This window comes from Streptomyces sp. NRRL S-920, from assembly GCF_000717945.1.
GTDB lineage: Bacteria > Actinomycetota > Actinomycetes > Streptomycetales > Streptomycetaceae > Streptomyces > Streptomyces alboniger.
In genome coordinates, this window is the sequence record NZ_JODF01000082.1 from 1 (window position 1) to 12,461 (window position 12,461).

The window sequence follows — 12,461 nt, forward strand, 5'->3', positions numbered from 1 at the left end:
TGGGGGGGGGCGGGGTCGTTTGTGGCTTGTTCCCTCGCGGTCGCGCGTCGCGTGCGGGTGCGTTGTGGCTTGGCGCGCAGTTCCCCGCGCCCCTGCGGGGCGCTTCCCGCGGCCGTACATCGCGTGCGGCTCCGTCGTGGCTTGGCGCGCAGTTCCCCGCGCCCCTTGCGGCGCGCTTCCCCGGCCGCACGTCGCGTGCGGGTCCGTCCCCTAGGGATACGTCGCCCGTTTGGCCTACGTGTGGCGCTGGTCCAGAGGCCCCTCGTGGCGGGGCGGGCCATGGTCGTAAGGGACGTAGGAAACGCACCGACGCAGCCATGAGGGGTGGACGCTCACGTGACCGAGACCGCTGGGGCGCCTTCCGGGCCGGATGAGGATCCGGGGCCGAAGGGTGCGTACGGGCCCGGGGTGGGCGCGAGCCCCAGTGGGGTGGGTGCCGTGCGTCGCAGGCGGCGGTGGTTGCGCGGGCTGGCGATCGGGATCGCCGTGGTGGTGCTCGCCGCGGGCGGCGCGGGATGGGCCGCGTACCAGAAGCTCAGCGGCAACATCACCAAGGACACCGACGCCGCCGCCGAACTCGCGCGCTACGAGAAGGAGCGGCCCACCCCGCTGGTGCACGACGCGCAGAACATCCTGCTCATCGGCTCCGACACCCGCGCGGGACCGGCCAACCGCAAGTACGGCAGGGACCCCGGCACCCAACGCTCGGACACCACGATCCTGCTGCACCTGGCCGCCGACCGGCAGAGCGCGACCGCCGTGTCGATCCCCCGTGACCTGATGGTGGACATTCCCGGCTGCCGCAGGCCGGACGGCTCGCGGACGCGGGCCCAATTCGCACAGTTCAACTGGGCGTTCGAATTCGGCGGGACGGCCTGCACGATCCGTACCGTCGAGAAACTCACCGGAATCCGCGTCGACCACCACATGGTCGTGGACTTCGCGGGGTTCAAGGACATGGTCGACGCGGTCGACGGGGTGGAGGTGTGCCTCAAGGCCCCGATCGACGACGACGACGCCCACGTACGGCTCGCCCCCGGGCTGCGGACCCTCGACGGCGAACAGGCACTCGGTTACGTACGCGCCCGCAAGAGCCTCGGCAACGGCAGCGATACCGAGCGGATGGACCGCCAGCAGGAGTTCCTCGGCGCGCTCGTCAACAAGGTGCAGAGCAATGACGTCCTGCTGAATCCGGCGAAGCTCTACCCCGTACTGGACGCGGCGACGTCCTCACTGACGACCGACCCCGCCATCGCGAGCCTGCGCGGGCTGTACGAACTGGTGCGCGGCATGCGCAATATCCCCACGGAACGGGTGCAGTTCCTCACCGTCCCCCGGCAGTCGTACACCTACGACGCCAACCGCGACGAGCTGGTCGAACCGGCGGCGGAGCAGCTCTTCACGCGCCTTCGCACCGACAGCCCCGTCGCGGTGGTCCCGGAGAAGCCCCAAAAACCGGCGCCGAGCCAGGAACAGGCGAGCAGCGACGAGAAACCGGACGACCCCTCGCATACGCCGTCACCCGCGCCGACATTCCGGGGCAACACGGCGGCGGAGACCGCCTGCGAGTAAAACGATCTTCAAGGCAAGGCCGCTCTCGACTAAGAAATAGGGCGGATTGCCCAGTTGTAGGGGAGTGGAATTTGTCACCGGCGTCGTCCGGCGCTGAACTGGGCGGATAGTGTGAGCGATCCGGTGCGCCGGGCCCTCTCGGCCACGCACCGCTGGAACGACTGACCGAGCGCCTTCTTGAGGGGGTAAGGCGCCGCGTGGCCCCGACGGAGGACGCAAACAACCGTGGACGCGCAAGGCCGTGGGCGGGCGGAGAACATCGATCCCGCAGACCAGTGGGTGCTCAACCCGGACACCGGTGACTACGAACTGCGACTGAGCCCCTCCGCAGGGCAAGGACAGTCGACCGTGCCGGGACCCCGTAGGGCAGCTCCCCGTCAGGGCGGGCGAGGCCGCCCCGCGCCGGGCCGCGACCGCGAACGCCCGCGCCAGGGCGAGCGCGACGAGCGCCGCGAGGTGCCCGGGCAGCGCAGGCGCCGCGTCAAGGAGCCGGAGCCTGCCGCCGGCGGTGGCAGGCGCAAGCAGCGGCCGAAGAAGTCCAAGGGCAAGAAGATCCTGGTGTGGACCGGCGGCTCGCTGGCGTTCCTGCTGGTCACGGGCTGCGTCGGTGGCTATCTCTACTACCAGCACCTCAACGACAACATCACGTCGATCAACGACGACGGCGCGGGCACCGGCGGCTTCAGCAAGGACCGGGCCATCAACATCCTGGTGGTCGGCACCGACAAGCGCAGCGGCAGCGGCAACAAGGGGTACGGCGACGAGGGCAGCCTCGGCCACGCGGACACCACGATCCTGCTGCACGTCTCCAAGGACCGTACGAACGCGACGGCGTTGAGCATCCCGCGCGACATGATCACGGACATTCCGGACTGCCCCACCACCATGAAGGACGGCAACAAGAAGACCATCCCGGGCTCGACGAACGTCCGCTTCAACGAAAGCCTCGGCCAGAACGAGCGGACGCCGAGCTGCACGATGCGCACGGTCACGAAGATCACCGGGATAAAGCTCGACCACTTCATGGTGGCCGACTTCAACGCGGTCAAGACGCTGTCCAGCGCGGTCGGCGGGGTGGAGGTCTGCCTCGCCAAGGACATCGACGACCCCAAGTCCCATCTGAAGCTGTCCAAGGGCACGCACACGATCGAGGGCGAGAAGGCGCTCGCGTTCGTCCGCACCCGGCACACGGTGGGCAACGGCGGCGACTTGAGCCGCATCGCGCTCCAGCAGCAGTTCCTCAGCGCGCTGATGCGCAAGCTGAAGTCGAGCGACACCCTCACCAACCCGACGAAGATGTTCTCCCTGGCGGAGGCCGGCACCAAGGCGCTCACCGTCGACAGCACGATCGGGAACATCATGAAGCTCCGTGACCTCGGCATGGAGCTGGGCAAGCTCGACATGAAGAACCTGAGCTTCGCCACGCTGCCGGTCAAGGACAACCCCGCCGAGAAGACCCCCGTCACGGTCGTGCCCGACCCGCCCAAGGCGGACCCGCTCTTCGCGATGCTGCGCGCCGATCAGTCGCTGACCGAGGTGAAGAAGAAGCAGAAGCGGGAGAAGGCCGCGGTGGCCGCCCGCCTCAAGGGACCCAAGGCCGACGCCTCCGAGGTGCGGGTCGACATCTACAACGGCAGTGGCAAGACCGGCGCCGCTCAGGCAACTCTCACGTGGCTACAGAACAATGAGGGCGTGCTCAAGTCCACCCAGCTGGGGAACGCGCCCTCGGTCATCAAGAAGACGACGCTGGAGTACGGACCGGCCCAGGCGGACCAGGCCCGTCGGCTCGCCGACATCATGGGGCTGCCCGCCTCCGCCCTGAAACCGGGCAAGAGCGAGAAGAACGCACAGGGACTCCCTGCCATGAAGCTGACGCTCGGCGGCGACTTCGAGGGCGCGGGGGTGCCCATCGCCCCGCCGAAGAAGGCGCCGGAGGGGATCCAGAAGGTCGAAGCCGACAAGACTGTGTGTGCCAAGTGACCTGAAGCGGTCGTTCTGCGTCTAACAATGCGCCAAGGGCAGGACTCCAAGGCGTCGCGGAGCGGCCGCGGTTCGGGAATGGGCGGGGAGGGGCTGGGGATGAGGCAGAACAGCGTGCGTAAGGAGGGGGCGCGACAACGCGCCCCGCACGCAAGTGATCGCGGCTGGGACGACGGCTCGCACGACGACGGCCCGCGCCAGGGCAGACGGCCCCCCGGCCACCGGCGCAAGCGCGGCTCGGGCGGCGGTGGCGGACGGCCGCCGCGCCGCAAGCGCCGCGTCCTGCGCTGGTCGGCGACGATCCTGTCCGTACTGATACTTGGCACGGCCGGCGCCGGATACCTGTACTACCAGCACCTCAACGGCAATCTGGAGACGGACGACCTGAACCTCGGCGAGCACCGGGCCCCCGAGCCCACGCCCAACGCCGCGGGACAGACGCCGCTGAACATCCTGCTCATCGGGTCGGACGCGCGGGACTCCAAGGAGAACCAGAAGCTCGGCGGCGCCAAGAACACCTTCGGCTCGCCGCCGCTCGCGGACGTCCAGATGCTCTTGCACCTCTCGGCCGACCGCTCCAACATGTCGGTCGTCAGCATGCCGCGCGACACGCTGCTCCAGATCCCCAAGTGCACCGATCCGGACGACGGCAAGGTCTACCCCGAGACCGGCCCGCGGTTCATGACGAACGAGTCCCTGGGCCGCGGCGGCCCCGGCTGCACGGTCGCGACCTGGGAGAAGCTCACCAACATCCACATCAACCACTTCATGATGGTCGACTTCTCGGGTGTGGTCTCCATGGCGGACGCCATCGGCGGCGTACCGGTCTGCGTGGACAAGAACATCCACTCGCGCGACAGCCAGGGCCACGGCTCGGGCCTGAAGCTGAAGAAGGGCACCACGGAGGTCAAGGGCGAGCAGGCCCTCCAGTGGCTGCGCACCCGCTACGGCTTCGAGGGCGGCACCGACATCAGCCGCGCCAAGGCGCAGCACATGTATATGAACGCGCTGGTCCGCAAGCTCCGCGAGAACACCGGCCTGACCAGCCCCAACCAGCTGCGCAAGCTCGCCGAGGAGGCGACGGAGGCGCTGAAGGTCGACGACGGCCTCGGCACCATCAAGAAGCTGTACGACCTGGGCAACGAGCTGAAGAAGGTCCCGCCGAGCCGTACGACGATGACGACCATGCCGTTCGAGTACGTGGGCGCCCGCGTCGTCCCCAAGCCCGGCGACGCCGAGCAGCTCTTCCGCCTCGTACGCGACGACATCCCGCTGGACGGAAAGGGCAGGAAGAAGCCCGCCAAGGAGAAGCTCTCCGACGATCCGGCGGCCGCCGACGACCAGATCGCTGTCCAGGTCCAGAACGGCACGCGGACCGCCACGGAACCCCCGACCTCCGGCCGGGCCAACACGGTGGCGCAGCTCCTCACCGGCAAGGGCTTCGCGAAGGCGACGGCGGACACGACGACGGTGCTCACCGAGGGCAAGACCGTCATCCGCTATCCGAGCGCCGAGCTTGAGGGCGATGCCCAGCGGATCGCCAAGGCGCTGAAGCTGCCGCTCAGTTCCGTGAAGAAGTCCACGGACGTCTCCGGGGTGACGCTCGTCGTCGGCGCCGACTGGCGCGAGGGCGACGCCCCGCCGAAGCCGTCGAAGAAGGACGACAGGACGCCGGACTCGGCGGACGCGCTCAGCGGCTCCGACAAGAAGGCCTGCATGAAGGTGGACCCGGACTTCACCTGGTAGCCCCGCCGGCCCCCCGAGGGCGGCCCCCCGCACGCGCGAGGGGGCCGTTCGGGCGTGCTTCAGGCCTGCTGGGTCTCCCCGAGGACCGCCGGGCGGCGCGAGGCGATGACCTTCCTGGCCAGCGAGCGCGGGCTGGTGAGGAAGCCCCAGCCCCACGACATGTGCATGGTCGCCAGCGCCACCGGGATCTGGAGGCGTGCCTTCAGCGGCAGGCCCTTGCCCGCGGGGACGGACCCGGCCGCGATGGCCGCGAGATAGCCGCCGGGGATCACGAAGCCCCACGGCGTGAGCGCCGCGCCGACCACGACGCCGGCCGCGATCGCGCAGAGCGCGGTCGGCGGCGCGAGGTAGCGGAGGTTGATGGAGCCCGCGTGGTAGCGGGCGACGACGTGGCGCCAGCGGCCGTAGTCCTTGTACTGCTTGGCGAGCGCCTTCACGCTCGGCCGCGGGCGGTAGGAGACCAGCAGATCGGGCGAGAACCAGATCAGGCCGCCGGCCTCACGGATGCGGAAGTTCAGCTCCCAGTCCTGGGCGCGGATGAACTCTTCGTTGTAGCCGCCCTGCTGCTCCAGGGCCTCGCGGCGGAAGACGCCGAGATAGACCGTCTCGGCCTGCTGGGCCTCGCCGCCGGTGTGGAAGGCGGCGTTGCCGACGCCGATCTTCGACGTCATGGCGGCGGCGACCGCGTGCTCCCAGTCGTTCTGGCCCTCGGCGTGCATGATGCCGCCCACGTTCATCGCGCCGGTCTCCTCCAGGAGGCGGACCGCGGTGGTGATGTAGCCCGGGGAGAGCGCGGCGTGGCCGTCCACGCGGACCACGATCGGGTGACGGGAGGCCTTGATCGCGGCGTTCAGCGCCGCCGGCGTGCGTCCCGTCGGGTTCGGGACCGTGTGCACCCTCGGGTCTTCCCTGACCAGCTCCGCGGCGATCTCGTCCGTGCGGTCGGTGGAGGGGCCGAGTGCGACGACGACCTCCATCTCACCCGCGTACTCCTGACGCAGGATCGCGTGGACGGCCTCGCGCAGATGCCGCTCCTCGTTGAGGACGGGCATGATCACGGATACGGCGGGCGGCTGCGCCTCAGACTTCGCGTTCATCACGCGTCACGTTACCGCGAATGGGGGACACGGGCGCGCGCCGTCCGGGTCGCTACCCCGGGCCGCATTTCGTATGGGCTTACGTTTCTCGGGTCCCCCAGGCCGCCGCCCACCCCCAGCCACAGCCCGTCTCCGCGGAGGTGTCCCCCACGTGCCCACACCGCCCCGCTACCCCGCGCCCCCGCCGCGCCGCCCGCACCCGCAGGGCCGCAGGCCGCCCGCACGCCGGTCCGCAGGGCGGGGCAAGCGGCGGCCGCGCTGGGCGATGCGGTTGGCGATCACGTGCTCCGTGACGGTGCTCGCGGCGGCCGGGATCGGGCACACCGTGGTGACCAGCCTCGACACCGGTATCAAGCGGGTCGACGCCTTCAAGGACATGAAGAACCGGCCGGCGTCGGGCAACGGCATGAACGTCCTGCTCGTCGGCACCGACGGCCGCGACAAGATCACCCCCGAGGACAAGCAGAAGTACCGCCTCGGCGGCGCGCCCTGCCACTGCACGGACACGATCATGATCGTGCACATCTCGGAGGACAGGGACCGCGCCAGCGTCGTGAGCCTGCCGCGGGACTCGTACGCCGATCTGCCCGCGCACACCGACCAGACCAGCGGCAAGCAGCACCGGGCGCACCCCAACAAGATCAACGCGGCGTACGCGGAGGGCGGGCCGAACCTCACGGTCCGGACCGTCGAGCACATGACGAAGGTCAAGATCGACCACTATCTGGAGGTCGACTTCACCAGCTTCATCAAGACCGTCGACGTGCTCGGCGGCGTCGAGATCTGCACGGCCAAGCCGCTGAGGGACTCGCACACGGGCCTCAACCTGGCGGTCGGCACGCACGCCATGAACGGCGGCGAGGCGCTTCAGTACGTACGTTCGCGGTACGTCGACGGGGCGTCCGACCTCGGCCGGATGCAGCGCCAGCAGCGGTTCCTCGCGGCGCTCATCGCGAAGGCGACCAGCAGTGGAGTCCTGCTGAACCCGGTCAAGTTCCGCGATGTGACGCTGACGCTGCTCGGCTCGGTCCGGGCGGACAAGGGTTTCGGGACGAGCGACATGCTGGACCTCGGGCGGGCGATGCGGGGCTTCTCGCCGTCGTCGTCGGAGTTCACGACCGTGCCGCTGAGCGAGACGGGCCAGGTCCTGCCGGGCATCGGCTCGACGTTGAAGTGGCATCCGGAGAAGTCCGCGAAGCTCTTCAAGGCCCTGCGCGAGGACCGGCCGCTGGCGTCGCACCGCGTCAAGTCCAAGTACACGCTGGTGGACGTGTCGCCGCAGCAGATCCGGGTGCAGGTGGAGAACGGCACGGGGGCGCCGGGGCTCGGCAAGCGCGTGGACGCGGAGCTGCGGGCCACCGGGTTCCGCACGACGGGGCTGCCGACGGACGTGCCGAACGCCCAGCGGGCCCCGGCGCCCCGGACCGTCGTCGCCTACGACCCGCGCTGGGACCGCTCCGCGACCTCCCTCGCGACGGCCCTGCCGGGCTGCGAGATGCGCAAGGTCGACCGGCTCGGGCCGACGCTGAAGGTCGTCGCGGGGGCAGACTTCAAGGCGGTGCGGCCGGTGCGGGCGGAGGACGAGCTGCAAGGGGAGTTCGGAGCGGTTACGGGGGACCAGGTGGTCTGTCCGTAGCGGCCGGACTCCGGCCGCGATCCCGATCAGGCGCCCGCACGGATGCGGGCGCCTGTTCGCCCGTGCTCGACAGACCCGCCGCGTCAGCCCTCAGCCGCCAGCCCTCAGCCCTCAGCTCTGAGCCCTCAGTCCTCGCTCGGCTGCTGCGCCCGCAGCTCCTTGATGGCTCGGCGCCGGGCCAGTCGATGCGTACGGCGGATCTGCGCTTCCTTGAACCGCCGCTCGTTCCGTTCCGAGTCCGGGATGACCGGCGGGACCGTGCGCGGCTTGCCGTCCGCGTCGACGGCCGCGAAGACGAGGTAGGCCGAGCCGACCTGCTGGGCGGGCGTCGACTCGTTCCAGCGCTCGGCCATCACGCGGACGCCGATCTCCATGGACGTACGGCCCGTCCAGTTGCACTGCGCGTGCACGTGCACGAGATCGCCGACGCGGACCGGCTCCAGGAACACCATCTCGTCCATGGACGCCGTGACCGCAGGACCGCCCGAGTGCCGCCCCGCCACGGCCCCGGCCGCGTCGTCCACCAGCTTCATGACCACACCGCCGTGCACCGTCCCGAGAAGGTTGGTGTCACCCGCGGTCATGATGGTGCTCAACGTGGTGCGCGAGGCCGCGGTCGGCTTGCCGGGAAGCTCGTTCCCGGTCCCTATGGGGGCGTGATCTGTCATGCCCTCCACCTTATGTCGGACCTTTGAGCGAGCCCTCCCCGGCCGTTTTGCATCAGCTCTGCAACAGCCCTGGCCCGAATTCCCGACCGCCCTGTATGCCGCCCCGTCCGGCATAGCACACTGGGCCACATGAGCGATTGGCCAGACGATCAGGCGGGCGGCCGTGGTTACGGCCGCGGCAGCGGGGACTCCCAGCCCGACGGCGCCCGCGTGATGCGGCACGTCCAGCGCGGGGGGCCCGCCCGCCCCGCGGGACCGCCGCCGGGCAACGTCCCGCAGCAGCCTTCGTACGACGACGGGTACGACGAGGGCTACGGGAACGGGCAGCCGTACGGCGACGCCCGCGACGAGGTCTTCGAGCCGCGCACCCCGCGCCGGGACGCGTACGGCCAGAGCTACGACAGCGGCTACAACACCGGCCAGGTCTACGGCCAGCCCGCCGGCGGTGGCGGCCAGGGCGGCGCGGGCCGGCCGCCGCGCGCCGGACGCCCCGCGCCGGACTGGCGGCGCCGCATCAAGATCGGCTCGATCACCCTGGTGAGCGTGCTGCTCGTGACGACGGTGGCGACGTACTTCTGGGCGGACGGCAAGCTCAAGCGCGAGGTCGACCTTTCCAAGGTCATCGAGCGGCCCGAGGGCGGCGCGGGCACGAACTACCTGATCGTCGGCTCGGACAGCCGCGAGGGCATGTCCGACGAGGAGAAGAAGAAGCTCCACACGGGCTCCGCCGAGGGCAAGCGCACCGACTCGATGATGATCCTGCACGTCGCGGACGACGGCGGGAACACGATGATCTCGCTGCCCCGCGACTCGAACGTGACGATCCCGTCCTTCAAGGGCGCCGAGTCCGGCAAGCTCTACCCGAACCAGGGCCGCCAGGTGAAGCTGAACGCCGCGTACGCGGAGGACGGCCCCGAGCTGCTCGTGCGGACCGTCGAGTACAACACCGGCCTGCGCATCGACCACTACGCCGAGATCGGCTTCGGCGGCTTCGCGAAGATCGTGGACGCGGTCGGCGGCGTGGAGATGGACATCCCCAAGGCCTTCAAGGACAAGTACTCGGGCGCCGACTTCAAGGCCGGCAAGCAGACGCTCGACGGGCAGGACGCCCTCGCCTTCGTCCGCACCCGGCACGCGTTCAGCAGCGACCTGGACCGCACGAAGAACCAGCAGAAGTTCCTCGCGTCCCTCGCCAACCAGGCGGCGACGCCCGGCACGGTCATGAACCCGTTCAAGCTCTACCCGACGATGGGCGCGGGCCTGGACACCCTGGTCGTCGACAAGGACATGGGCCTGACGGACGTGGCGTCCATGTTCTGGGCGATGAAGGGCGTCACGGGCGGCGACGGCAAGTCCATGAACGTCCCGATCGCCGGTATGGCGGGCGGCAACGTCCTGTGGGACAAGGCCAAGGTCAAGCAGCTCGTCAAGCAGCTCAACAGCGACGAGAAGGTGACGGTCGAGGGCGGCTGAGCGGGCCCCTGGGAGGGCGTGCGGCGCATCGCCGTACCCCGAACGGCCCGCCTGACGCGAACCCACGGCTCCGGCATGCCACGGTGGTGCGAACTGCCGCCACCGCCGATGTCCGGAGCCCTGCCATGGCAGACCTACAGGACGAGATCAACGCCACCGCCGAAGCGGGGAAGCTCGATCAGCCCCCCGCCCCGCCCGATCCGCATGCCGAGCCGGTCAATGAACGGGGGGTCGGGCTCGCCCCCGACGCCCAGTCCGATCCCGCGTCGGAGCTTGAGTCGGGTCCCGACTCGGAGCTTGAGTCGGGTCCCGCCTCGGTACTGGCCGACGACGACCCGCTCGCGCGGGCCCGTGCCGTGCTCGCCGCGCATCCCGTCGCCGACGGGTACAGCGGTCTGCCGGGAGCGCTGCGCGACCTGCCCTGGTACGACTTCGAGACGGGCGACAGCGGCCTGGAGAGCGACCTGCCGAGGCTGCGCGCGGGGCGGGTCGGGGCGCAGTTCTGGTCCGTACACGTGCCCGAGTGGCTCAGCGCCGACCGGGTCGTACGGGCGACCCTGGAACAGATCGACCTCGTCAAGCACGTCGTCGGCGCCCACTCCGAGGGGCTGCGGCTGGCCCGTGACGCCTCGGAGGCCACCGACGCCCGCAACTGCGGCCGCATCGCCACCCTGATCGGCCCCGCCCGCGGCGCCGCGCTCGGCGACTCGCTCGGCACGCTGCGCGCGCTGCACAGCCTGGGCGTGTGCGCGGTCACCCTCTGCGGCACGTCCTGGGCGGGTTCGGCCGGGCTGAGCGCGTTCGGCGAGGAGGTCGTGCGGGAGATGAACCGGCTCGGCATCCTCGCGGACCTGTCCGGCGCCTCCGAGGCGACGGTGCGACGAGTGCTCGCCATCTCCAAGGCGCCGGTGATCTTCACCCGCTCCGGGGCGCGCGCCGTGCACGACCACCCGGACAACCTCTCGGACGAGGTGCTCGGCGAGGTGGGTGCCGCCAAGGGCCTGTGCATGGTGCCGCTGGCCGCGGAGCGGACCGGTCCGTCGGTGCGCGATGTGGCGGACCACGTCGAGCATGTGCGCCGCGTCGCGGGGCCGGAGTGCGTCGGCCTCTCGGGGACGTACGACACCCCTGACGTGCACCCGGAAGGGCTCGTCGACACGTCCTGCTATCCGCGGCTGATCGCCGAACTCATCGAACGCGACTGGTCCGAGGCCGACTTGGCGCTGCTCACCTGGGGCAACGTCCAACGCGCCCTGCGCGGCGCCGACTTCACGGCACGGGCCGCGCGGGAGCGCAGGACGGCGTCGACGGCGACCATAGAGCACCTGGACGGCTGACCCTCGGCCGCCTTCGGTCAGGGGATCTTGCAGAGGCAGAACGGGTGCCCGACCGGGTCGGCGTACACGCGGAAGTCGCGCTTGCCCCCGTCGTCGTCCAGGTCGAGGGGGCGCGCGCCGAGTGCGAGCACCTTCTCCTGGGCGGCGTCGATCTCCTCGTCGGTGCGGCCGGCGTCGAGGTCCAGGTGGACCTGCTGGGCGTTGAGGTCGCCGCGCGGCCACTCGGGCGGACGCAGGTCGGGCACCCGCTGGAAGGAGACCTTGACGCGGCCGGGGGCCACCAGGTCGACCCAGTCGCCGTCGCCCTCGATGGTGCCGCCGATGACCGCGGCGTAGAACTCCGCGAGTGCGCGGGGGTCCGGGCAGTCGAAGACGACGTTGTGCAGGTGTGCGATGGGGGCGGTGGGAGTGGTGGGGGCGGTGGGAGCGGCGTCGTTGCGGTCGGTCATGACTCCTCCTTCTCGTCCTTCTCAGCAGTGCGGCCCTGGCTCAGCAGCGCTGATCCTGCTCAGCAGTGCGGATCCGTCTCAGCAGGCACAGAGGCAGAACGGGTGCCCCGCCGGATCGGCGTAAACCCGCCAGTTGCGGTCGCGGTCCGTGGCGTCCAGGACCGTGGCGCCGAGCGCCAGGGCCTGCTTCTCCGCGGCGTCCATGTCTTCCACTGTGAGATCCAGGTGGAACTGTTGCGACCCGTCGGGCGCGGGCCACTTCGGCGGTACGAACCCGGGGGCCTCCTGGAAGGCCAGCGGCGGGCCGCCGTGGCCCGCGAGGTCGACCCAGCCCTCGTCGGCGGGGGTGGGGGTGCCGCCGATGATCGCGGCGTAGAACTCCGCGAGGGCAAGCGGGTCGGGGCAGTCCAGGACGACGGCACCGAGCTTGGCGAAGGCCATGTTTCCTCCAGGTCCGCTACGGATTACCGCATGAAGACTTCAGACGGTAACGGTTACTTCAT

At 70.4% G+C, this 12,461-nt stretch carries 10 protein-coding genes; 6 read left to right on the forward strand and 4 right to left on the reverse strand.

The features are described 5' to 3' along the window. The first annotated feature begins 438 nt into the window (after nucleotides 1-438). From IG54_RS0134000 to IG54_RS0134010, 3 genes are all read left to right on the forward strand, one after another. Nucleotides 439-1,572 carry an LCP family protein gene (locus IG54_RS0134000; RefSeq protein WP_420712311.1) on the forward strand — a complete coding sequence of 378 codons (1,134 nt, stop codon included), beginning with the start codon at nucleotides 439-441 and terminating at the stop codon, nucleotides 1,570-1,572. 225 nt (nucleotides 1,573-1,797) lie between these two features. After that, nucleotides 1,798-3,552 (forward strand): LCP family protein, encoded by a 1,755-nt coding sequence (locus IG54_RS0134005; RefSeq protein ID WP_078594837.1) that lies wholly within the window; start codon nucleotides 1,798-1,800, stop codon nucleotides 3,550-3,552. Nucleotides 3,553-3,651: 99 nt separating this feature from the next. Continuing rightward, complete coding sequence (locus IG54_RS0134010; RefSeq protein ID WP_030793858.1) at nucleotides 3,652-5,298, forward strand: LCP family protein; 1,647 nt, start codon at nucleotides 3,652-3,654, stop codon at nucleotides 5,296-5,298. A 59-nt stretch (nucleotides 5,299-5,357) separates the two neighbouring features. On the opposite strand, the gene IG54_RS0134015 is transcribed toward IG54_RS0134010, so the two are convergent. Further along, nucleotides 5,358-6,395 (reverse strand): glycosyltransferase family 2 protein, encoded by a 1,038-nt coding sequence (locus IG54_RS0134015; RefSeq protein ID WP_030793862.1) that lies wholly within the window; start codon nucleotides 6,393-6,395, stop codon nucleotides 5,358-5,360. 265 nt (nucleotides 6,396-6,660) lie between these two features. Here IG54_RS0134015 and IG54_RS0134020 point away from each other — a divergent pair, with 265 nt between their 5' ends. After that, the gene (locus tag IG54_RS0134020; RefSeq protein WP_030793865.1) at nucleotides 6,661-8,031 is read left to right on the forward strand and encodes an LCP family protein; all 1,371 of its coding nucleotides are present in this window, start codon (nucleotides 6,661-6,663) and stop codon (nucleotides 8,029-8,031) included. Between the two features lie 125 nt (nucleotides 8,032-8,156). On the opposite strand, the gene IG54_RS0134025 is transcribed toward IG54_RS0134020, so the two are convergent. Next, nucleotides 8,157-8,699 (reverse strand): acyl-CoA thioesterase, encoded by a 543-nt coding sequence (locus IG54_RS0134025; protein WP_030793868.1) that lies wholly within the window; start codon nucleotides 8,697-8,699, stop codon nucleotides 8,157-8,159. A gap of 129 nt (nucleotides 8,700-8,828) precedes the next feature. Here IG54_RS0134025 and IG54_RS0134030 point away from each other — a divergent pair, with 129 nt between their 5' ends. Together IG54_RS0134030 and IG54_RS0134035 are read left to right on the forward strand one after the other, a co-directional pair. After that, nucleotides 8,829-10,172, forward strand: coding sequence for an LCP family protein (locus IG54_RS0134030; protein ID WP_078594841.1), 1,344 nt, complete (start codon nucleotides 8,829-8,831; stop codon nucleotides 10,170-10,172). Nucleotides 10,173-10,297: 125 nt separating this feature from the next. Then, nucleotides 10,298-11,509, forward strand: a complete 1,212-nt coding sequence (locus IG54_RS0134035) for a dipeptidase (protein WP_030793874.1) — start codon at nucleotides 10,298-10,300, stop codon at nucleotides 11,507-11,509. Nucleotides 11,510-11,526: 17 nt separating this feature from the next. On the opposite strand, the gene IG54_RS0134040 is transcribed toward IG54_RS0134035, so the two are convergent. Both IG54_RS0134040 and IG54_RS0134045 read right to left on the reverse strand, forming a co-directional pair. Then, nucleotides 11,527-11,958 carry a VOC family protein gene (locus tag IG54_RS0134040; protein ID WP_051820319.1) on the reverse strand — a complete coding sequence of 144 codons (432 nt, stop codon included), beginning with the start codon at nucleotides 11,956-11,958 and terminating at the stop codon, nucleotides 11,527-11,529. 78 nt (nucleotides 11,959-12,036) lie between these two features. After that, nucleotides 12,037-12,399, reverse strand: coding sequence for a VOC family protein (locus IG54_RS0134045; protein ID WP_030793878.1), 363 nt, complete (start codon nucleotides 12,397-12,399; stop codon nucleotides 12,037-12,039). Nucleotides 12,400-12,461 lie beyond the last annotated feature (62 nt).